The 21,074-nt window shown below is 70.1% G+C and carries 17 protein-coding genes; 10 read left to right on the top strand and 7 right to left on the bottom strand.

Features of this window, described 5'->3' with window-relative positions:
- Window positions 1-94 precede the first annotated feature (94 nt).
- Genes ACJX2R_RS24410 through ACJX2R_RS24400 form a run of 3 tightly spaced genes read left to right on the top strand, consistent with a single transcriptional unit; the run spans window position 95 to window position 3,116 of the window.
- A complete protein-coding gene (locus ACJX2R_RS24410; RefSeq protein ID WP_413101867.1) occupies window positions 95-385 on the top strand; it encodes a hypothetical protein in 291 nt (96 codons plus the stop codon).
- Entirely contained in the window at window positions 382-1,155 is a 774-nt protein-coding gene (locus ACJX2R_RS24405; protein ID WP_413101866.1) for an RNA polymerase sigma factor, read from the top strand. The genes ACJX2R_RS24410 and ACJX2R_RS24405 overlap by 4 nt, the downstream gene beginning before the upstream one ends.
- The gene (locus ACJX2R_RS24400) at window positions 1,152-3,116 is read left to right on the top strand and encodes a M48 family metalloprotease (RefSeq protein ID WP_413101865.1); all 1,965 of its coding nucleotides are present in this window, start codon (window positions 1,152-1,154) and stop codon (window positions 3,114-3,116) included. Before ACJX2R_RS24405 ends, ACJX2R_RS24400 begins: the two co-directional genes overlap by 4 nt.
- Before the next feature lies 1 nt (window position 3,117).
- Here the strand turns inward: ACJX2R_RS24400 and ACJX2R_RS24395 are convergent, their stop codons facing one another.
- Window positions 3,118-4,518 (bottom strand): MDR family MFS transporter, encoded by a 1,401-nt coding sequence (locus ACJX2R_RS24395; RefSeq protein WP_413101864.1) that lies wholly within the window; start codon window positions 4,516-4,518, stop codon window positions 3,118-3,120.
- Window positions 4,519-4,693: 175 nt separating this feature from the next.
- Between ACJX2R_RS24395 and ACJX2R_RS24390 the strand changes: the two genes are divergently transcribed.
- The 6 genes from ACJX2R_RS24390 to ACJX2R_RS24365 all read left to right on the top strand — a co-directional run bounded on the left by ACJX2R_RS24390 (window position 4,694) and on the right by ACJX2R_RS24365 (window position 9,758).
- Window positions 4,694-5,455: a phosphoglyceromutase gene (locus ACJX2R_RS24390; protein WP_262704804.1), complete on the top strand. Its 762-nt coding sequence runs from the start codon at window positions 4,694-4,696 to the stop codon at window positions 5,453-5,455.
- Window positions 5,456-5,668: 213 nt separating this feature from the next.
- A complete protein-coding gene (locus tag ACJX2R_RS24385) occupies window positions 5,669-6,286 on the top strand; it encodes an RNA polymerase sigma factor (RefSeq protein ID WP_413101863.1) in 618 nt (205 codons plus the stop codon).
- Entirely contained in the window at window positions 6,279-7,253 is a 975-nt protein-coding gene (locus ACJX2R_RS24380; protein ID WP_413101862.1) for a CU044_5270 family protein, read from the top strand. Before ACJX2R_RS24385 ends, ACJX2R_RS24380 begins: the two co-directional genes overlap by 8 nt.
- Before the next feature lie 250 nt (window positions 7,254-7,503).
- Window positions 7,504-8,289 carry a GntR family transcriptional regulator gene (locus tag ACJX2R_RS24375; RefSeq protein WP_413101861.1) on the top strand — a complete coding sequence of 262 codons (786 nt, stop codon included), beginning with the start codon at window positions 7,504-7,506 and terminating at the stop codon, window positions 8,287-8,289.
- 2 nt (window positions 8,290-8,291) lie between these two features.
- Complete coding sequence (locus ACJX2R_RS24370; protein ID WP_413101860.1) at window positions 8,292-9,053, top strand: glycosyltransferase family 2 protein; 762 nt, start codon at window positions 8,292-8,294, stop codon at window positions 9,051-9,053.
- 90 nt (window positions 9,054-9,143) lie between these two features.
- Complete coding sequence (locus tag ACJX2R_RS24365; RefSeq protein WP_413101859.1) at window positions 9,144-9,758, top strand: dihydrofolate reductase family protein; 615 nt, start codon at window positions 9,144-9,146, stop codon at window positions 9,756-9,758.
- A gap of 12 nt (window positions 9,759-9,770) precedes the next feature.
- Here the strand turns inward: ACJX2R_RS24365 and ACJX2R_RS24360 are convergent, their stop codons facing one another.
- Entirely contained in the window at window positions 9,771-10,961 is a 1,191-nt protein-coding gene (locus ACJX2R_RS24360; protein ID WP_413101858.1) for a DUF6777 domain-containing protein, read from the bottom strand.
- A gap of 77 nt (window positions 10,962-11,038) precedes the next feature.
- Complete coding sequence (locus ACJX2R_RS24355) at window positions 11,039-11,245, bottom strand: hypothetical protein (RefSeq protein ID WP_413101857.1); 207 nt, start codon at window positions 11,243-11,245, stop codon at window positions 11,039-11,041.
- Window positions 11,246-11,426: 181 nt separating this feature from the next.
- On the opposite strand from ACJX2R_RS24355, the gene ACJX2R_RS24350 reads away from it, so the two are divergent.
- Window positions 11,427-12,824, top strand: a complete 1,398-nt coding sequence (locus ACJX2R_RS24350) for an IS4 family transposase (protein ID WP_413098523.1) — start codon at window positions 11,427-11,429, stop codon at window positions 12,822-12,824.
- 189 nt (window positions 12,825-13,013) lie between these two features.
- Here ACJX2R_RS24350 and ACJX2R_RS24345 read toward each other — a convergent pair whose 3' ends face one another.
- The 4 genes from ACJX2R_RS24345 to ACJX2R_RS24330 all read right to left on the bottom strand — a co-directional run bounded on the left by ACJX2R_RS24345 (window position 13,014) and on the right by ACJX2R_RS24330 (window position 21,069).
- Window positions 13,014-14,255: an IS701 family transposase gene (locus ACJX2R_RS24345; RefSeq protein ID WP_413098204.1), complete on the bottom strand. Its 1,242-nt coding sequence runs from the start codon at window positions 14,253-14,255 to the stop codon at window positions 13,014-13,016.
- Window positions 14,256-14,376: 121 nt separating this feature from the next.
- Window positions 14,377-15,498, bottom strand: a complete 1,122-nt coding sequence (locus ACJX2R_RS24340; RefSeq protein ID WP_413101856.1) for a serine hydrolase domain-containing protein — start codon at window positions 15,496-15,498, stop codon at window positions 14,377-14,379.
- A gap of 277 nt (window positions 15,499-15,775) precedes the next feature.
- A complete protein-coding gene (locus tag ACJX2R_RS24335; protein WP_413105945.1) occupies window positions 15,776-16,699 on the bottom strand; it encodes an FkbM family methyltransferase in 924 nt (307 codons plus the stop codon).
- A 161-nt stretch (window positions 16,700-16,860) separates the two neighbouring features.
- The gene (locus tag ACJX2R_RS24330; protein WP_413101855.1) at window positions 16,861-21,069 is read right to left on the bottom strand and encodes a hypothetical protein; all 4,209 of its coding nucleotides are present in this window, start codon (window positions 21,067-21,069) and stop codon (window positions 16,861-16,863) included.
- Window positions 21,070-21,074 lie beyond the last annotated feature (5 nt).

Below are 21,074 nucleotides of genomic sequence, written 5' to 3'. Positions count from 1 at the left end.
AGGAACGCGGTGAAGAAATACGGTCCATGAGGGCTCTTCATGGTGAACCGGCTCCGGCGGCCGGGAACCATGAAGAGGAGGCACAACGGTGCTCATGGACAATCCGTGGCTCACGGTGGCAACGGTCGTGACGGTGGGGGTGCTACGGCTGATGGGGGACGTCATCCGCTGGCTGGCGGCGCGCTCGGGGGAACGGCTCCGGGCGCGCACGCTGGCCGAGTTGGTGAACAGAACGGAGCCGGGCACGGTCCTCACCGACCGCCGCCCCGACGGCGCGGCGCTGACGATACGGCGGCGGCCGGAGGATCGCGAGGATCGGGGCGAGCAGGGCGGGCGGGGCGGGCGGGGCGAGCGGGACGGGCGGGGCGGGGGTCGATCGGAATGAGCGACACCGTCGAGGAGACCACGCGCGGCGGGCGGCCCGACGAGGAGTTCGACGCCTTCTACGCCCGTACCTACCCCTGGCTGGCCGCCCGCGCGGTGATGCTCAGCGACAACCGGCAGAACGCCGAGGACGCGGTGCAGGAGGCGTACATCGAGGCGATGCGCCGCTGGCCCGAGGTCAGGGCGTGCACCTCGCCCGAGGCATGGGTGACCACCACCATGCGGCGCAAACTCTCGCGGGACGGGCGGCGCTGGTGGTTCCGCTGGAAGCCCGCCGAGATGAGCGTCCCGGCCGCCACGACCGCGAGCGTGGAGGAGACCGCCGAAGCACTGGCCGCCCTGCGCGCCCTCGGCACGCTGCCGCCGCGCCAGCGCCAGGTGGTCGTCATGCACTCGCTCGAGGGCATGAGCTACCAGGCGATCTCCGCCGAGCTGGGCATCTCCGTCGGCAGCGTCGGCAGCAACCTCCACAAGGCCCGCGCCCGGCTGAGCCTGCTGCTCGACGTCGCCCCGGAGCTGGGCCACGCGACCGACCGCCTCCTGACCCGCGCCCCGGAGGACCCACTGAGCGTGGCCCTGTGCGGGGCCGCTGAGTGGCTGTCGGCCGGGTTCAGGGGCGAGGGCCGGGCGCTGCGGGGCGGGACTTCGGACGGCGCTGGGACTGGGGACGGCGCTGGGACTGGGGACGGCGCCGGGGCTGCGGACGGCACCAGGACTGCGGACGGCACCGGGGCTGGGGACGGCGCCGACGGCATGCGGGGGCGTCGATGATCGCCACCGCCCGCGCGCTCCTCGCCCTCGCCCTGCTCGCCGTCTCCTACGCGCTGGTCGCGGCCATGGTGCTGCTCTGGGCGGCCTTCCTCGCGGCGGCCTTATGGACCGCGGGAAGGCCGGCGGCCACGACGCCGCCCACCACTGTCGTCACCGCTTGCGCGGCGTTCGCCCCCATCGTCTTCGGCATGGTGTGGGCGGTGATCCGCACCGCACGCCCCGCCGCGCCGCGCGGGGACGCGGTGACGGTGACCCGGCACGGGGCGCCGGAGTTATGGCGCACGGTCGAGGAACTGGCCCTCGACGTCGGCACCCGGCCGCCCGGCCACATCAAGCTGACCGCCGAGGTCAACGCCTCCGTCACCGAGGACGCGCCGCTCCTCGGCCTCGCCCCCGGCCGACGCGTCCTCTACCTGGGACTGCCCCTGCTGGCCGGGCTGTCGCCCGCCGAACTGCGCGCCGTCCTCGCGCATGAGCTGGGCCACTTCTCCGGCCGCCACAGCCGCTTCGGCGCGGTCGCCCACCGGGGCGCGGCGGGCCTGGTGGCCGCCCGGCAGGCGATCCAGGACGCGTCGGCCGCGAACGATCTGGTGCGGCTGTACGCGGGCCTGCCGCTGCTGCTGCTCGGCCTCTACACCCATGTCTTCCGCTGGCTCACCCGCCCGGTCCGGCGGCGGCAGGAGCTGGAGGCCGATCGAGAGGCGGCGCGGGTGGCCGGTCCGGGCGCCGTCGCCGACGCGCTGTGCTCCACGACGGCGCTGGAGGCGGCGTGGCAGGAGTTCCTGGTGGACTTCCTCGCCCCGATGCGCCGGACGACGGGCCGGATCCCCGACGATCCGTTCCGCGCCTTCGCCCATATGGTCGAGGCGCCCGAACTACGGGAGCCGATGGCGGCGTTGCGCACCCGCGCCGTAGAGCGGCCCGCGGACCCCGACGACGCGCATCCGGCCCTGGCCGTCCGGCTGGAGCGGCTGGCGCGCCTGCGGGTGCGCGAGCCCGGAGCCGAACCCCTCTCGTCCCCACAACCCCTCTCCGTACAGCCGCGGTACGGGGTCGCGCTGGGCCGCGTCCTGCTGTCCGGCCCGGACGCGGGCACGAGGGTGCCCTGGCGGGACTGGCTCACCGAGCTGGCGGAGCACCGCGCGACGCGGATCCTGACCCCGCTGGCGGAGGCGGTACGAGGGGTGGAGGAGACGGAGGGGACGGTCCGGCCGAAAGCGGAGCCGGGCGGGGAGCCGGAGAGACTGACAATCCACCGAGTGCTGAGCCTGCTGGACGGCGGCCGTCGCATGCCACTGGCCCGCGCGCTCAACGCCCGGCTGCCCGAGGACGGGCGAATACCCCGTGGCGATCAGCCCGAACAGGACCCACTCGCCCCCCTGGCCGAGGCCCTGGCCGTACTGATCGGGGCGCAGCTGGTAGCGCAGGGGACGGCGTACTGGGCCATGAACTGGACCGGCCCCAGCATCCTCGTACCGCCCGACGGCATCGCCCCCGAGACCATCCGCACCTGGGCCGACACCGCCGTACGGCTCCCCGGCCAGACCCAGCGGCTGGGGCTGCACCTGGCCGCCCTGGGCGTGGACGAACGCGCACCCCTGCCCACGCCGGTGCGGGGGGACAAGGCGCGCCGGATCAGCATCGCGCCCGGTGCCACCGGCCCCGCGCGCCGGCGCATCACCGCCGTACGGGCGCTGGCGCTGACCGTGCTGGTGGGGATGACGGGGCTGACGTTCGTCCTATGGGCGAACCGGGACGAGCCGAGCTACCCCGGGACCCCGGTGACCCGCTGGAACGACCGCTACCAGCCGGGCGGCGGCGCGGGTACGGAACCCACTCCGTTCCCGACGTACCAGCGGCCCACCTTCCCGGCCTGGCCGACGCCCCCGGCGTACCGCCTGCCCTCGGGCTCGGTGCCGAGCATCCACATCGAGCCGGTCATCCCGAGATTCACCCCCTGACCTACGAGGAGCCCGCCCCAACGGCAGGCACTCCAGCACCGGAAGCAGCACCAGCCCCACCACCGGAAGCAGCACCAACCTGACCAACTTCACCAGCCGAAGCCGAAGCCGCACCCGAAGCCGCACCCGCACCCGCATCCGAAGCCGCACCCGCACCCACCCCACCCCCGGACTCCCCGGCCGCAGGCCGGCTCCGCAGGGCGCGCCCCAGCGCCATGTACCCCCCGGCCGCCACGAGGCCCACCACCGCGCTGGCCGCCCACAGGGCGTCCGCGCCGAAGCGGTCCATGACGGCGCCGCCCGCGAGCGGGGCGATGAGCGAGGCGAGGGACCACGAGAGGGTGTACATCCCCTGGTAGCGGCCGCGCCCATGGGTCGGGGAGAGCCGGGCGACCAGCCCCATCTGCGTCGGGGAGTTGATGATCTCGCCGACCGTCCAGACCATCACGGCCAGTGCGTACATCCCGACCGACCCGGCGAAGGCGGTCAGCCCGAACCCGGCGCCGGTCAGCAGCGCGGACACCGCCAGCAGCGGCGCCGGATCGCGATGCTCGAGGAACCGCGTCACCGGGATCTGTACGGCCACGATCAGCACGCCGTTCGTGGCGATCGCGACGCCGAAGTCCGTACTGGACAGCCCGTCCGCCCCCATCGCCACGGGCAGCGCCACGAAGGCCTGCTGGATGAGGGTCGCGACCAGGAACGACAGCGCGACCACGGCCATGAACGGCCGGTCCCGCAGCACCGCGCCCAACCCGACCTCGCGCTCTTCCGCGGGCGCCGACTCCAGCGAGCCCACCGCAGGCTCGGGCCGGGACTCCGGAACCTTGACGAAGAGGATGACCGCGCACAGCAGCGTCATCCCGGCATCCGCCAGGAAGAGCGTGAGATAGCCGTGGCGCGCGATCAGCCCGGCCGCCGCCGCGGAGACGGCGAAGCCGAGGTTGATGGCCCAGTAGTTGAGCGCGAAGGCCCGTACCCGGTCCCCGGGGGCGACGATGTCGGCGATCATCGCCTGCACCGCGGGCCGTGACGCGTTGCTGGTCATCCCGACCAGACAGGCCACGACGGCGATGGCGACCGGGTTCTGGACGAAGCCCAGCACGGCGACCGTGACCGCGGTCGACAGCTGTGCGATGAGCAGCGTGGGCCGCCGCCCCAGCCGGTCGGTCAGCACCCCGGCGACAACGGCCGACACGGCCCCGCCCAGCCCGTGCAGCGCCCCGACCAGTCCGGCGAACATCGCCGAGTAACCGCGATCCACGGTCAGGTACATGGCAAGAAAGGTGGCCACGAACCCGCCCAGCCGATTGACCAGCGTGGAGGTCCACAGCCACCAGTACTCCCGGGGCAACCCCGAGACGCTCTCCTTCGCGGCCTGCCTCAGTCGGACGACGGACACCGGACGACTCCCCCCTGTGAATGCCACAGCCGGTAAGCCGCGCACTCCATGAGCGCCGCGGCATGTAAGCGGCACAACCAGCATCCGCAACTTACCGATACGACCTCCACCCCGCCAGTCAATTGACGGGGTCCGTCAACCGAGCCCCCCAGACCGGTCCAGTAGGCTCGACGACATGGCCGACGCACCGTACAAGCTGATCCTCCTCCGCCACGGCGAGAGCGAGTGGAACGCGAAGAACCTGTTCACCGGCTGGGTGGACGTCAACCTGAACGAGAAGGGCGAGAAGGAGGCCGTCCGCGGCGGTGAGCTGCTGAAGGACGCCGGCCTGCTCCCCGACGTGGTCCACACCTCGCTCCAGAAGCGCGCGATCCGCACGGCCCAGCTGGCGCTGGAGTCCGCCGACCGCCACTGGATCCCCGTCCACCGCTCATGGCGCCTGAACGAGCGCCACTACGGCGCCCTCCAGGGCAAGGACAAGGCCCAGACCCTCGCCGAGTTCGGCGAGGAGCAGTTCATGCTGTGGCGCCGCTCCTACGACACCCCGCCGCCCCCGCTGGACCGCGACGCCGAGTACTCCCAGTTCGCGGACCCGCGCTACGCGACCCTCCCGCCGGAGCTGCGCCCGCGGACGGAGTGCCTCAAGGACGTCGTCGTCCGCATGCTCCCGTACTGGTTCGACGGCATCGTCCCGGACCTGCTCACGGGCAGGACGGTCCTGATCGCGGCCCACGGCAACTCGCTCCGCGCCCTGGTCAAGCACCTGGACGGCATCTCCGACGCCGACATCGCGGGCCTGAACATCCCGACGGGCATCCCGCTCTCCTACGAACTGGACGCCGACTTCAAGCCGCTCAACCCGGGCGGCACCTACCTCGACCCGGACGCCGCGAAGGCCGCCATCGAGGCAGTGAAGAACCAGGGCAAGAAGAAGTAACGCGCCGCGAACGAGCCCCCTGTCTGCGGAATTTCCGCTGGCAGGGGGCTTCTTCATGAGCGAGCACGACGATCGCGAGATGCGAAACAGGCCCTGGGCCCGGCCCCTTGCGGAAGCCGCGCCTGGCCCCGAGGGAACTCGCCGGGGGCGACGGGCGAAGGAGAGATGAAAGCCCAAGCCTTCGAAGCGTTCCCCAGGATGAGAGGAGCCCCGATGACCGTCGAACCAGGCGTCCGCACGGGGGCGGAGAGCGATGCCTCGGTCATTGCACGGTCCCGGGATGAGCCCGAGGCATTCGCCGTGCTCTTCGACCGGTACGCGGATGCGGTACACCGTTATCTGGCCCGTAGGCTCGGCGGCGAACCGGCCGACGACCTCATGGCGGAGACCTTCACCACTGCTTTCCAGCAGCGGTACCGGTACGACCCCGCGAGGGCCACGGGCAACGACGCCCGGCCGTGGCTGTTCGGCATAGCGACCAACCTGGTCGGCCGGCACCGGCGGGCCGAGGCCCGCCGGTTCAAGGCCCTGGCCCGCATCCCGGCTCCCGCCGACCACGAGGAGCCGCTGGCCGACCGGGCCGCGGCCCGGGTAGGGGCACAGGCCGTACGCCGCGAGCTGGCGGCGGCACTGGCCGCACTGCCCGCGCGGCACCGGGACGTGCTGCTGCTGGTGGCGTGGGGCGGTCTCGGCTACGAGGAGGTGGCCCAGGCCCTCGGTGTCCCCATCGGCACGGTCAGATCACGGCTGCACCGGGCTCGCAGCAAGCTACGCGAAGCGTTGGGCGGATCCGATCCGACGACACTGCGAGAGGCATCCGGCCATGACTGACGAACTCGAACTCCTACGGGACTGGGACGCGGACGCGGCCCCGCTTACCGAACCGGCCCGAGAGCAGGCCCGCCACCGACTGCTCAACACGATGACGCGCACGGAGCGGCACCCCGACACCGCACCCAGCCGCCGCCACGCGCTGCGCCTCGTGACGGCCGCGGTGGTCACCATGGCGGTTACGGGCACGGCAGTACTGCTCACCGAGGACGGCGCCGACGAGGGCGGCCGCACCGACCGCGCGGGCACGAACGCCCCGCGGATGCGCAACGTCGCCGCCGTGACGGTGCTGAATGGGGCGGCAGCGCGGGCGAGTAAGCACGAGAAGCCCGTGGCGCCGCGCGACGACCAGTTCATCTACTGGAAGCGGATCATCAAGGAGACGGAGCGGAAGACCGGCGCAGTCAAGACCTATGTGGACGTGAACTGGGACTCGGTGGACGGCTCCAAGCGATCTTTGACCATGGAGCTCGGCCGGGTGATCTGGGAGAAGCCCTTGGGGAAGAACGAGGGCGTGTGGCCGCCTCGGGAGTGGAGCAAGCTGAAGGAACTGCCCACCGACCCGGAGAAGCTCACCCAGGCCATCATCGGCGCCGGCACGTCCGACAAGCCGATCGACGACTTCACCGCGTGGGACTGGTACGACGCCTACTTCATGCTCGGCGAGCTCCTGAAGTGGCCGGTGCTGCCCGAGGGACTGCGTCCCGCCGCGTACGAGGCGCTGGCCCTGGTGCCCGGGGTCAAGGCGACCCCGGGGATGAAGGACTCCGCCGGGCGCACCGGGGTGGGGATCTCGTACCCCAAGCGCGCGTCCGAGAAGGGCAAGTACCTCATCTTCGACCCGGAGTCCTATGAATTCCTGGGCTTCCGCGACGAGCGGACCTCGCGTTCCGGGAAGAAGACGTACATCCAGCTGTCGCACGTGGCGGACTGGGCGATCGTCGACCGCTTGAAGCAGCGCCCGTAGTTCGGGACGAAGAGGTCCGAGACCGCTCAGTAGTGCCCGACAAGACCCAGGGCAAGAAGAAGTAAGCCCCCAATGCCCAAGCCGCCTACCTGCGGTCTCACCGCGAGTAGGCGGCATGGGCGATGCGGCGAAGCAGCAGCCCGGGGAGTGATGCGCCGGGGCGTCAGTTCAGGGTTCGGTCCTTAAGAGGTCTTGAGGACTTACGCTGAAAGCGTCCGCAGCGGCTGCGCAATCTGGGAGGTGAGCACGCATGGCCAGGTACGAGCAGATCGCGGATGCCCTGCGCCAGAGCATCCGCGCAGGTCAGCTAGGCCCCGGGGAGCGGCTGCCGGCCGAGGACAAGCTCGCGGCGCGGTATCGGACGAGCGTGCCGACGCTTCAGCGGGCGCTGTCGGAGCTGGTGGCCGAGGGGCTGATCGACAGGCGGCACGGGGTGGGGACGTTCGTACGGACTCCGCGCCGGCGGGTCGAGCGGAGCAATGAGCGGCACCAGTGGGAGAAGGACCGGACCCGCCGGTCCAGGGCGGAGCGGCTGCGGACCGGGTCCACCGAGCACGACACCGGGCTGGAGGTCGGCGACCTCGCCTTTCACGCCGAGTACCGCGACGCGAAGGCCGACGAGGACCTGGCGTCGGTCTTCGGGATCCCCGTGGGCACGCGGCTGCTGGAGCGGATCTACCGGACGAACTGCCGCGAGGAGGACGTGCCGTTCGCGCTCGTGCACTCCTATCTGGTCCACGATGTCGTGGCCGCCAACCCCGACCTGCTCGACGCCGCCCATGAGCCCTGGCCCGGCGGCACGCAGAATCAGCTCTACACGATCGGCGTCGAGCTGGACCGCATAGAGGAACGGATCACGGCCCGGCCGCCGACGGTGGAGGAGGCCGAGGCGCTCGGCCTCAAGAAGGGAGTGTCGGTGATCGTTCTCCGGAAGATCTGTACGGACATCGGCGATCGGGTCGTCGAGGTCTCCGATGTGACGCTGTGCGGAGACCGTACGGAACTCGTCTTCACCACGCCCCTGAAGAGGTGGTGACCATGCCGAACACCATCACCGTCATCACCGCGGTCCACGCCCCGGGCGCGGTGCATCTGCCGGACGCCCACAAGTCGCTGTGCGAGCAGGAGCTGCCGGACGGCTGGGACTGGCAGTGGGTGATCCAGGAGGACGGCGAGACCGACGCCGTACGGCCGTACGTGCCCGACGACGCCCGCGTCAGCTTCGGACAGGGCCGGGCCGGCCGGGCCGCGATGGCGCGCACGATGGGGCTCTCGCGGGCCGAGGGCGCGTACATCAAGGTGCTGGACGCCGATGACATGCTCACCCCCGGCGCCCTCGCCCGCGACCTCCGCGCGCTCACCGACCGCCCCGATCTCGGCTGGGCCACCTCCCGCGCCCTGGACCTGCTGCCCGACGGCTCCACCGTCGGCTTCGAGGGCGACCCGCCGCAGGGGCCCCTCGCACGCGGCGCGGTCCTCGAATTCTGGCGGGCGAACGACCACCGCGCCCAGGTCCACCCCGCCACCCTCTTCGTACGCCGGGACCTGCTCCTCGCCCTCGGCGGCTGGATGGCCCTCCCCGCATCCGAGGACACCGGGCTCCTCATGGCCCTCAACGCGGTCAGCCGCGGCTGGTTCACCGCCGAGACCGGTCTGCTCTACCGCAAGTGGCCCGGCCAGGTCACCAGCCAGTCCGCCCACACCGACGCGGCCGAGCGCGCGGCACGGTTCGCGGTGGTCGAGGCGCGGGCCCGGGTCCTGGCCGCCATGGACGGCTGGCGCTACGAAGACACCCGCTGAAAACCCGCTCGCCGCCACCGATGAGTTTGTGCGGCCTCCTCGGTCTGAGAGGAGGAAGAGCTCACCGACCGCATCCCACGGAGGGGCATCATGAGGAAGATCACCGCCAGTCTGTTCATCTCGCTCGACGGGGTCGTGGAGGCGCCCGACCAGTGGCACTTCCCCTACTTCAACGACGAGATGGGCGCCGCGGTCGACGCGAGCCTCGGCGCGGCCGACACCCTTCTCATCGGCCGCAAGACCTACGACAGCTTCGCCGGAGCCTGGCCGGACCGCGAGGCGGCGGGCGGTGAGGACGCCCACTTCGCCAAGAAGCTCGGCGACGCCCGCAAGATCGTCCTGTCGCGGCAGAACCTCAGCTTCACCTGGCGGAACACCGAGCAGCTCAAGGGCGACTTCGCCGAAGCCGTCACCGCGCTGAAGAACGAACCGGGCGGGGACATCGCCCTCAGCGGCTCGGTCTCCGTCGTTCGGCAGCTCATGGCGCACGGCCTGCTGGACGAGTTGCACCTGCTGGTCCACCCGATCGCGGTCCGCAAGGGCATGCGGCTGTTTGACGAGAGCGAGACCACGCTCCCGCTGAAGCTGCTCTCCTCCGCCACCTTCAGCACCGGTGTGCTGCACCTCGTCTACGCCCCGGCGGAGTCCACCACCGACGCCAGCTACGAGGATGCCAAGTCCCACCTGCCCCAGGACGACCAGTAAGGATCGAGTCCCTCATGAAGCAGGCGGCTGTTCCTGCGGCTGCTGTGGTTGTGGTTGCTGCGGCTGGGGCTGCTCGGGCTGAGGCTGCTGCGGTTGCTCGGGTTGGCCCGGCGGCTGCTGAGGTTGCTGCGGCTGCTGGCCCGGCGGCTGCTCCGACGGCTGTTCAGAAGGCGGCTGCTCGGAGGGTGGTTGTTCGGATGGGGGCGGCTCAGACGGAGGCGGGGTCGTCTCATCCGGCGGTGTGGTCGACTCGGGCGGAGTGGTCGACTCAGGGGGGGTAGTCGGCGACGGAGACTCGGTGGTCCCAGGCGTCGATTCAGAGGGAGGCTCAGTTGTCGGCGGAGACTCGGTCTCCGTATCGGACGGGTTCGGAGTCACCTTCGGCGGAGGTGGCAGATCGATCACGCCCTGCACTCCACCCATTGCGATGTTTACGGGGTATTCAGTCCGCGACAATATGTTGTCGTCGGAATTTTCGTCACTGCCATCGCCGACTCCGCGTACGAAGACGATATCCTTGTTGATCTGGACCATAGTGATCTGTTTGACGACGGTCGATGACCTATTGACGACAGTGACCGAGTTCGATGAGAAGCTGGACCACGATGGTCCGCTGAACGTCGTCTGGGCGCCTTGCGGTGGCGCGGTCACTTTCACGGGATTGCCGCAATTGCACTTCGCGACAGGGGTGCCGCGCTTGTCGATGAAGACCGCGGTCCCGGCCTGGAGGACCAGGCCGTCCCATGTCACCTCACCACTGCGGAATCCGTAGGACGTCACATAGGTGTCCGAGCGCAGAGTGACACTCGACAGTTGAGTGACGTAGTTCGGCAGGTCAGCCGACCGAATTCCCTGAATCTGGCTCCAGGCTGCCGTCTTTCTCGGATCGGCCTGGAGCTCGGTGATCAGCGCTTGCCCGTTACAAGGGGCTTGACCCGGGGTTCCGGCATACAGTCCAGGCGTGTTGCTCTGGAAGGTCCGGCCCCCGTTGGAGGGTGACGCTACGTTTCTCTGATCAGTTCCCACGGGGCGCGTGAACGCCGGCACGGAAGTCGTCCCCACCGGCTCCCGGCGATATTCAACCGCCTCCGCTTTGTGGGAGGTGTAGATGATCACGAACACCGCCACAACAACAACGATGACAATGAGTCCGATGATCAGTAGTGCGCGACGCGAGGTGAGGCGCCATGAGTTCGAGCTCATATTTCGTCCTTCCCTCAGCTCCCACTCTGCTCGCGCCATGCGTGCTCTGGTTCCCCCGATGGGGAGGTGTTCCTCCCCTACTTATGGGTGATTTCAGTACATCCTGTCGATGGATGATTGGTTGTTTCGGAGGCGCCAGTACTCCAGTCGTAGATCGTGATCTTCATGTTCGATTCGCGGCTTGTCTCCGGTAATGGCCGGCCCATCAGGGCCTCGAACGCCTCTTGGCAGCGGGCAGGGTCTACGCTGTGACCTGCGGCCACCGCATGATCTTCAGTCTTCACACACCGATGATCAGCGGTGGCCGCGACCTTCCCGCAGTCGGTCCTCCAGCAAGATCAATGTCTACGGCTGGAGTCAACACCGTTGACTTTGGCCTGGCAGTGACGTGTCAAGGGGGTTGAACGGCGCAACGGAACTCCGGTAGATCAACTTTCGGCCAAGAGAGTTGATCAAGGAGTTCCGTTGCAGGAGCAGTCTGTCATCACCCGCGAGATCGCGGTAGCCAAGGGCGTGTTCGCGCCGGGACACCTTGGGGAGTTGACCCAGGTGGTGGACTTCGCCCTGGTCGATGCGGTGCTGGAGGAGACCGGAACGGTCCAGAAACGGGTCAGGCTGCTGCCCTCGCGGGTGGTGGTGTACTTCGTCCTGGCGCTGGCCCTGTTCGAGCGGTGCAGCTACCGGGCGGTGTGGGGCAAACTCGTCGCGAGCCTCGACGCCCTCGCCTTGGTGCGGCCGTGTACCTCGGCGCTGTGCCGGGCACGTCGCCGGGTGGGAGCCGCACCGTTCCAGGCATTGTTTGAGACGCTGGCCGGGCCGGTGGCCGGACCACGTACTCCCGGCGCGTTCTGGCGGGGCCTGCGGACGGTGGCCATCGACGGCACCAGCCTGCACCTTCCCGACAGCGAACCGATCGCCGCCCGGCACGCCAAACGCAAGCGCAAGGGCGAGGACGTGGAGTTCGGCTACCCGCTGTTGCGACTGCTCGTGCTCATCGAGTGCGGCACCCGGGCGGTGCTCGCCGCCGCCTTCGGCCCGGAGACCACAGGCGAGACCACCTACGCCGAGAGGATGCTCGATCGGTTGACCAGCGGGATGCTTGTACTGCTGGACACCGGCTTCGACGGTTACCCCTTCCTGCTCCAACTCCACTCCACCGGGGCGGAGTTCCTGTGCCGGTCCGGGGCCAGGCGCATCCCGCTGATCATCAAGCGGCTGCCTGACGGCTCCTACCTGTCGACCTTCGGCATGGGGAAGCTGCCGGTGCGGATCGTCGAAGCCTGGATCACCGTGACCTACGCCGACGGCACCGTCCGCCGTGAGCAGTGGCGCCTGGCCACCAGCCTCACGGACCCCGCCCGCTACCCCGCCCGCGAACTCGTCGCTCTCTATCACGAGAGGTGGCAGGCCGAGACCACGTACTTCTCGGTCAAGGCCACGATGCTGGACGGCCGCATCCTGCGCTCGCACCGCCCGCCGGAGGTCGACCAGGAGGTGTACGCCCTGCTGACCGCCTACCAGGCCCTCATACGGATCACCGCCGACGCCGCCGCCAGCCGACCGGCTCTCGACCCGGACCGGATCAGCTTCACCATCGCCCTGGAGACCGCCCGCGACCAGGTCACCACTGCCGCTGGGATCCTTCCCGGCGAGGTCACCCTGGTCGGTGCGATCGGCCACGCCGTCCTGGACAGCCTCCTGCCAGCCCGCCGCCGGCAGCGGGCCAAGGCCCGAACCCGAAAGAACCCGACCAGCAAGTACAGCAAGAACTCCCTCCAGCGCCCCGCCACCGCTCAGCACTACACCCTCGCAACCGAGGTCACGGTGATAGAAGACGGCTTGAAGGCCAGGTCAAAGCGCTAAATCAACGGTGTTGCGGCTGGAGTGCTAATACTCCAGTCGCAGATCGCTATCGTCGCTGGTCAGGAGCGTGTCTGTGAGTGTACTTGCCTGACGTTCTGTCAGGTTGTGTGAGTTCGTGACTTCGGGTGCGACGGCGGTAGTGGCAGTGGCGGGCGATGGCCTGGTGTCGGCGTCGCCACCAGGACCAGCTCATCGCGTGGCCGGTGTGCTGAAGGTGTGCCGACGAGGAGTGACCAGCTGCCATGAGTCGCCGGATTTCTGCCACGGTGAGCGGTGCGAGGAAGTCGGAAGCGTTTCTGCGGCCCCCCTTTCCGGCCCCGCGGCGGCTGCCATGGCGGCGAGGAAGGCGTGGGTGAGCATGGCCAGGGTGATGTGCCGGTACCAGCCCGGATACCGACGGACCTCGTACTGGTCCAGCCCACACTCGTTCTTCGCGGCCTGGAAGGCTTCCTCGATCGCCCAGCGAGTTCCGGCGACGCGCACCAGTTCAGCGACGGCGGTGCCGCCGGCTGCGTAGGCGAGGTAGTAGGCGATCTCCTCCGGGCGGGCCAGGCTGCGTCGGGCCAGTACCCATCGTTGATGGGTGGGCTGATCGCCGTCGAATTCCTCGATGGCGGGCAGTTGGGCCGCTGCCCAGTCATAGACACGTGGCCCCTTCGCGCCGCTGCCGCAGGAGTGGCGTTCCCAGGCTTCTTCGGGCGCCTGGGCGATGGCGAAGTCAATGCGCCCCAGGGCGTGTACCTGCTGCGACTTCGGCACGGCCAGGACATAGCCGACGCCGGCCTCCTCCAGCATGCGGCGGAAGCGCCATTCCTGGCCGTAGGCCGAATCCGCGGTCACCCACGTGATCGGCAGCGGAGAGGCCAGGGCTCGGGCGACCATCGCCTTGGCCAGTTCGCCCTTGGTGGCGAACCCCCGCTCCTCGGGGATCTTCGCCGCCCGGCAGCGGCCCGCGTCGGACGTCCAGGACTTCGGCAGGTACAGCTCCCGGTCCACCAGGGCCCGGCCCTTGGGTGATGCGTAGGCGGCGAAGACACCTATCTGGCAGTTCTCGGTGCGTCCGGCGGTGCCGGAATACTGCCGCTGGACCCCGGCCGAGACAGTGCCTTTCTTGAGGAACCCTGTGTCGTCGACAATGAGCACCCCCGTCGGAGCCCCGAGCTTCTCTGCGACGTATTCTTGCAGGTCATCACGTATCTCGTCGGGGTCCCAGCAGGCCCGGCTCAGCAGATGCTGCAACCCGGCGGGAGTGCGGTGACCAGCATGCTCGGCCAACTGCCAGCTGTTCTTCCGGCCCACCGGCCCTAGCAAGCCGTGCACATACGCCCGCATCCGCCGCCGTAAGTCCACCCGCCCGAACCGGTGGCCGATACGCACGAGCAGTTCTTCCAGTTCAGCCGCCCAGGCATCGAGCTGCACATCGTCTTGCATGACCAGTACAACGGCCCGTCGCACCCGAAGTCACGAACTCACACAACCTGACAGAACGTCAGGCAAGTACACTCACAGACACGCTCCTGACCAGCGACGATAGAGATCTGCGACTGGAGTACTAAGAACGCGTCCGGCACAGTTCCTGACCCACGAGTGTGGTCATGGCCTGCTGGGTGTCCTGGCCGCCGTCACTGGTGACGTACACCACGGCGGTCCGGGTCCCCTCTCGGGTGGCGCCGCCCCAGGTGACATAGCCGAGGAGTTCGCCCCGGTGGCCGAAGTAGCTGCCGCCACAGGGCAACGGGATCTCGGCCAGACCGAGTCCATACCTCACGCCCAGCTCGGGCGCGGCCTTGGTGGTCGTCATCTCGTCGAGCTGCGCCGGAGCCAGCAGATGGCCGCCGAGCAGCGCGGCGTAGAACCGGTTCAGGTCGTGCGCGGTGCTGATGATCGAGCCGGAGCCGACGGCCATACTCGAATTGAGCTCCGTGACGTCGATGCCGGTGTCGGTGCCGAACGCGGCGTAGCCCTGGGCGTGCGGGCCCAGGATGGACGGGAAGACGCCGGGCGTACTGGTGTCCCTCAGGTTCAGGGGGCGGATGATCCGGTCCTTCACCTCCCGTGCCCAGCTCCGGCCGGTGACCTTGTGGATGATCATCGCGGCGAGAATGTAATTGGTGTTGGAGTAGGACCAGCCAGCGCCCGGTGGGGAGAACTTGGGACGGTGTCGCATCGCCAGACCCACCAGCTCCTCGGGGGTGTATGTGCGGAACCGCTCGGCCCGATAGCCGTCCGCGCTGTTCAACGCGGATATCTCCGGCTCGACATCAGGGATGCCGCTGGTGTGTTGCAGCAACTGCCGCACGGTGATCTGGCCGCCGTCGTTGCCGTTACCCCGGACCACTCCCGGCAGCCACTGCTCGACGCTGTCCTCAAGGGACATTCGCCCCTCGCCGACGAGTTGCAGCACAACCGTGGCGGTGAAGGTCTTGGTGGCACTGCCGATCCGGAACCTGCCGTCCCGCGGCATCGGCCTCCTTGTGTCCATCGCGGCCGTCCCGGCGTACGCGCTGTCGCGTGCGTCCGGTGACGTCACCTCGGCGTGCACACCGACGGCCCCGGTGTCGTGGATCGCCTCCGCCTGCTGTTGGAGCGGATCGGCTGGCCGCGGCTTCGCCGCCGCCGTGGGCGCGGTCGATGCGGCGAGGACGGCTGTAGCCAGGCTGGTCAGGACGAGCATGCCTCGCCGACGCCTTCTTAACCCATGCATGACGACCCCTTCTCTGTTCAGGTTGCACGCCTTCAGGGACCGCTCAGGCTGTGGCCCGCGACGTTGTCGCCCCCGGAGCCGACGGTCGGCAACCATCCCACCAGCAGAGGGGGGATCGCCCCATCCGGCTTTCCCCCTGACGTACCGATGCGCTGTCCTCAGGGCGGTGTTGGGGGCTACCCCCTAAAGATGCAGAGGCTCCCCCCGACCGGCCTCGACCAGCAAGATCACGATTACGGCTGGAGTACTAGGGCAGCGTCTCCGCGTCCACCCGGGAGAAGACCAGGTCGCTCTCCTCCGTGACCGGTCCCCGCCAGCGGACCGGAACCTCCGGTGGGTGCCGCAGGGCGTCGGGGTAGCTGCCCGCCGCGTAGTCGTTGGGCAGGCGGTAGACGTGGAAGCCGTGGTCCTTGAGGGCGGTCAGCAGGTCCTCTACGGAGTCGCCCAGGTCGGACATGCGCTGGGGGGTGACCTCGACGGTCAGTTCGGCGTCGGGGCGGAGTTCGTCGAGGAGGGGGACGAGGCCGCGGATCACGCTGCCTTCGGCGCCCTCCACGTCGATCTTGATGACCCGGGCGTTGGCGATCTCGTCGTCGGTGAGGAGGTCGGGCAGGGGTTGGGCCGCGATCTCGAAGGTGGACTCGGCGGGGCCGTCGTAGGGGACGACGCTGTTGGCGCCCATGTTGCGGGAGCTGGCGAGGATGAAGGTCAGCAGCTCGTCGCGGTCGGAGACGGCCGCGTTGAGGGCGCGGATGTTGGTGGAGTCGTTGCGCCGGGCGTGGCGCCGGAGGAGCTGGTGGAACGTCGGTGAGGCCTCGATCGCCACCACCGTCCCACCGCGCCCGACCAGGCGGGAGGCGAGGACGCTGTAGTAGCCGATATTGGCCCCGACGTCCACGAAGACGTCCCCGGGCTTCAGCCGGCGCTGGAGCCACCGCGTCATATGGGGCTCCCAGACGCCGAAGAGGTAGAGGTACCGCTGGATGAGGTCCTGGGTGTCGACGGCGAAGGTGGCGCCGAAGCGCGTACGGGCCAGGCGGTGCAGGGGGCGGTCCCGCAGGGCGGCGTTGAGGTGGCGCTCGACCAGGGCCCGCTTTCCGGCGCTCCAGGGCGCGTGGCGGACGTACTCGCGGCCGAGGTCGAGAGCGGCCTGGTCGACGAGCCTGCGGATCACGGGGTCTCCTGACATGGAAGCGCCCGACCGCTGGCGACGGGGGATGCACCAGCGGTCGGGCTGTACCTAAGAGTAACGCGGTCGCCGGGGTGGGGAAGCCGACTCCTCCCTTACGGGGGCAGTTGTGACCGCGATCACGCAACGTTCGCGCAACGTCGTTACCGACCGCACGGAGGCGCATACGAGAGCCGGGGTAGGTATTCGTCCCATTTCTTCGGAGTCAGCACGCCTCGCGTCATCGAGCAGACGCGACGCACCGCCTCGTCCACGTCCAGGCTCCACAGCCGGACCGTGTCCGCGCCGCTGGACACCCCGAGCATCCGGCTGTGCGGGCTGAACGACAGGAAGTTGCCGGTCTTGGCGTTGGGGCTCAGCGACTGGCCGATGGACGTGGCCTTGGAGGGGACGGTGACGTCCCACAGCCGGACCGCGTTGTCATTGCCGCCGCTCGCGAGGGTTTTGCCGTCCTTGCTGAAGGTCAGCGACACGATCGCGTCGGTGTGGCCGGTGAGCGGGGACCGCAGCCGGGTCACCCTGCCGGGGTCGGTGACGTTCCAGAGCCGGACCGTGTTGTCGTCGCTGCCGCTGGCCAGCGTGCGGCCGTCCGAGGTGAAGGCGAGCGCGTTGACGGGGCCGAGGTGGCCCGTGACCGGCCCGCCCCGCGGGGTGGCGTGGCGCGGGTCGGTCACCTTCCACAGCCGGATGGTGTTGTCCGCGCTGCCGCTGGCCAGCGTGCGGCCGTCCGGGCTGAAGACGAGGGAGTTGACGTAGCCCCGGTGGCCGGTGAGCGGTTTGCCGAGCCGGCGGACATGCGACGGGTCGCTGACGTTCCACAGCTGGATGGTGTTGTCGTTGTACGCGGTCGCCATGATGCGTCCGTCCGGCGTGAAGCCCAGCGCGCCCGCGAACCGGGTCCGCAGCGGGATGGGCGGTTTGTACGGGACGGGCCGGGTCGGATCGGTGACGTTCCACAGCCGCACCTGGCGGTCCCCGGTCATCATCGCCAGGTTGTGGCCGTCCGGGGTGAACGTCAGCTCCCGCACCGTGCCCTCCCCGGGGTCGAACGGCTCGCCCAGCGGCACCGGCCGGTTGGGATCTTCCACGTTCCACAGCCGGACCTTCTCATCGCGCCCGGCCGTGGCGAGCACCCGCCCGTCCGGGCGGAACACCCCGACCCGGCCGACCATGTCCGACGTCGGGATCGACCACAGCCGGACCGTGTTGTCGCCGCTCCCGGTGGCGAGGGTCCGCCCGTCGGGGCTGAAGCCCAGGGCGTACATCTCACCGCTGCTCCCCGCGAGCGGCTCGCCGACCTGCGACGGATACGCCGGATCGCTGACGTTCCACAGACTCGCCGTACTGTCCTGGCTGGCGGCGGCGAGCATGGATCCGTCCGGGCTGAAGGACACCGACCATATGGGGCCGATGTGGCCGGTGAGCGGCGAGCCCAGCGGCTCCGCGTGACGTGGATCGCCGACGTCCCACAGCCGGATGGTGTTGTCCGCGCTGCCGCTGGCGAGGGTCCGGCCGTCCGGGCTGAACGCCACGGAGTGGATCAGATCCTTGTGGCCGGTCAGCGCCTTGCCGATCCGCTTCGGACGGCGCGGATCGGCCATGTTCCACAGCCTGATCGAGGCATCGTCCCCACCGGCCGCCAGCGTCCGCCCGTCGGGGCTGAACGCCACGGAGCGTACGGCGGCGGTGGCGCCGGTCAGCGCGCCGATCGCCTTCGGCCGGTCCGGGCGCCGCATGTCCCACAGGCGGACGACGCGGTTCTCCGTTGCGGTGGCCAGCGTGCGCCCGTCCGGGCTGAAGGCGAGCAGATAGATCGTGCCGTCATGGTGGGAGAGGGGCGCGCCGAGCGGGCGCGGATGGCGGGGGTCCCGTACGTTCCACAGCCGGATCGTGCCGTCGTCGCCCGCGCTGGCGAGGGTGTTGCCGTCCGGGCTGAAGACCGCGCTGCTCACCCAGCTGGTGTGGCCGGTGAGCGGCTTGCCCAGCGGTTTGGGGCGGGTCCGGTCCCGCACGTCCCACAGCCGGACGGTCCGGTCGTAGCTGGCGGTGGCCAGCAGCCGCCCGTTCGGGCTGAACGAGGTGAGGTAGACGGCGCCGGTGTGGCCGTGCAGCGGGGTGGCCAGCGGCGCGTTCACCACCGAAAGCAGCCGGTTCCTGGTGGCCTCGTCGTGCGGCCGCAAATCGTGTGCCACCAGGGCGAGCTGGGCGGACAGCGACGGATCCGTGTTCTGGAAGCGATCGGCCTCGGTGACCACCTGCTCGAACACCGCGTCGTCCCGCTGCTGCCACGCGACCACCGCCGTACCGGCCGCCAGCACCGCCAGGACGACCAGAGCCGACACCGCGCCACGGCGGAGCCACACCGTGCGCCTGCGCAGCCGCACCGAAGCGGCCAGGAACTCCACCGCGCTACGGGTCAGATAGGTGCTGCCCGCGGTCCTCGCCCAGGTGTGGGCCTGCTCCAGCCGGGAGCCCCGGTAGAGCAGGGAGGAGTCGCGGTTCGAGCCCTCCCAGGACCGGCCGTCCTCCTCCAGCCGCTGGCGCACCAGATGGTCGTTGCGGTCCTCGTCGATCCAGTCGCGCAGCCGTGGCCAGGCGTGGAGCAGCGCCTCATGGGTGATCTCCACGGTCTCGGCGTCGAGCGTCACCAGGCGGGCGCGGACCAGCGTTTCGAGTGATTCCTCCGTCTTGCCCGGATCCGTCGACTCCCTCGCCAGCTGGTGCCGGGTCCCCCGTCTGCGGGTGGCCTGGGTGTCCTCGCCCAGCCGGACCAGCCGCAGGAGCAGCAGCCTCGCCGCCGTGCGCGCCTCGGAGTCGAGGCTGGACCAGGCCCGCTCGGCGGTCGCCGCCACCGCCCCCTGGATGCCGCCCGCCGCGCGATAACCGGCCAGCGTCAGCCGTCCGCCCTTCCGCCGCTGCCAGGTGGCGAGCAGGGCGTGGGAGAGGAGCGGCAGTACGCCCGCGTCATGCGTGCCACGCGGGCCGTCGGCGCTCACCTCCCGGACGATCAGCTCCGCGAGCCCCGGCTCGAGCTCCAGGCCCACCGCCTTGGCCGGGCCGGTCACCGCCTCGCGCAACTCGGCGGTGGTCAGCGGCCCGAGCACCATGTGCCGGTGCTGGAGCGCGTCGGCCAGTTCGGGGTAGCCCAGGCACAGCTCGTAGAAGTCGGCGCGGATGCCGAGGACGACGAGCACGGGGGGCGGCTCACCGGGGCCGGCGGGAGTGCAGGCGGCGTGGAGGAGCTGGATGAACGTACGCCGGTCGGCCTCGTCGGAGCCGAGGGTGAACGCCTCCTCGAACTGATCCACGATCACGACGGGGCGGGCGTCGGAGGAGGACGACGTCTCGCGGTCCGCCCATGCGGTGACGGCCTCGCGGACGGCGTGGGCGAATTGCGGGGTGCCGGGCTCGGCGACCGGTTCCTTTGCTGTCGGTGCGTCCGCTGGTGGGCCGTCAGCCGCCCGTTCGTCCGCGTCTGCGGTCGCTTCCGCGTCAGCGGCCGGTTCCGCGTCAGCGGCCGGGTTAGCGTCAGGGCCCGGGTCAGCGTCAGGGCCCGCCTCCGGATCCGGTTCGTCCGTTTCCGGCTCGTCTGGTTCCGGTTCGTCCGTTCCCGGTTCCTCCGCCGTGGGGACCAGGCGCGCGAGTTCGGGGATATGGCGGGTCAGCTCCGCGAGCGGGTCGCCGCCCGGCACGAGTTGAGTCACGGCCCTCGCCCGGCCGTCCCCGTCGCCCGGCGCCCCGGTGCGCAGCGCGGGCACCAGACCGGCGTTCAGCAGCGAGGACTTCCCCGCCCCCGAAGCGCCCACGAGCACGACCAGGCCACCCGTCTTCTCCGCCGCGTGCAGCTGGGTGACGAGGGCGTCCGTGCTCCGCTCCCGGCCGAAGAACCACCGGGCGTCCTGCCGGCGGTACGAGGCCAGGCCCCGGTACGGGCATACGCCGCCGGGAACCGCCGGGCCCTCGGCCGGGGGCCCTTCCTCTTCTTCGGCGGCCGGCGCGGGGCGTTCGCCGACCGGGTCGGCCAGCGCCCGCTCCCACAGCCGTTGCCAGCGGGCCATGTCGTACAGGCCCGGGGACACCGGCACGGGCCGCGAGCGCCGGGCGTCGGGTATCAGGACATGCAGGACGGCCGCGAGGGCGGCGAACTGGGCGGGTACGTTCTTCGCTCGTCGCCAGTCGCTGATCCGCTGGGCGGAGACCCGTACGGGACGTCCCCGCTCATCGGTCCGCTGGAGTCGGACGACCGCTTCGGCCACGCTCTTGAGGGGAGGATTACCGGCCTCCCTGTACAGCAGTGCGAGGCGTTCCGCGAAGGCTATGCGTGCCCCCGAGTCGGAACTCAAGGTCTCCACTCCTT

The organism is Streptomyces sp. Inha503 (genome assembly GCF_047215865.1).
GTDB classification, from domain to species: domain Bacteria; phylum Actinomycetota; class Actinomycetes; order Streptomycetales; family Streptomycetaceae; genus Streptomyces; species Streptomyces lycopersici.
This window is presented reverse-complemented; position numbering and strand designations above follow the sequence as displayed.

Excerpts from the sequence above, each read along its gene's own strand:
- ACJX2R_RS24410 (WP_413101867.1), top strand. The coding sequence starts at position 95 with ATGGACAATCCGTGGCTCACGGTGGCAACGGTCGTGACGGTGGGGGTG.
- ACJX2R_RS24405 (WP_413101866.1), top strand. The coding sequence starts at position 382 with ATGAGCGACACCGTCGAGGAGACCACGCGCGGCGGGCGGCCCGACGAG.
- ACJX2R_RS24400 (WP_413101865.1), top strand. The coding sequence starts at position 1,152 with ATGATCGCCACCGCCCGCGCGCTCCTCGCCCTCGCCCTGCTCGCCGTC.
- ACJX2R_RS24390 (WP_262704804.1), top strand. The coding sequence starts at position 4,694 with ATGGCCGACGCACCGTACAAGCTGATCCTCCTCCGCCACGGCGAGAGC.
- ACJX2R_RS24385 (WP_413101863.1), top strand. The coding sequence starts at position 5,669 with ATGACCGTCGAACCAGGCGTCCGCACGGGGGCGGAGAGCGATGCCTCG.
- ACJX2R_RS24380 (WP_413101862.1), top strand. The coding sequence starts at position 6,279 with ATGACTGACGAACTCGAACTCCTACGGGACTGGGACGCGGACGCGGCC.
- ACJX2R_RS24375 (WP_413101861.1), top strand. The coding sequence starts at position 7,504 with ATGGCCAGGTACGAGCAGATCGCGGATGCCCTGCGCCAGAGCATCCGC.
- ACJX2R_RS24370 (WP_413101860.1), top strand. The coding sequence starts at position 8,292 with ATGCCGAACACCATCACCGTCATCACCGCGGTCCACGCCCCGGGCGCG.
- ACJX2R_RS24365 (WP_413101859.1), top strand. The coding sequence starts at position 9,144 with ATGAGGAAGATCACCGCCAGTCTGTTCATCTCGCTCGACGGGGTCGTG.
- ACJX2R_RS24360 (WP_413101858.1), bottom strand. The coding sequence starts at position 10,961 with ATGAGCTCGAACTCATGGCGCCTCACCTCGCGTCGCGCACTACTGATC.
- ACJX2R_RS24345 (WP_413098204.1), bottom strand. The coding sequence starts at position 14,255 with ATGCAAGACGATGTGCAGCTCGATGCCTGGGCGGCTGAACTGGAAGAA.
- ACJX2R_RS24340 (WP_413101856.1), bottom strand. The coding sequence starts at position 15,498 with ATGCTCGTCCTGACCAGCCTGGCTACAGCCGTCCTCGCCGCATCGACC.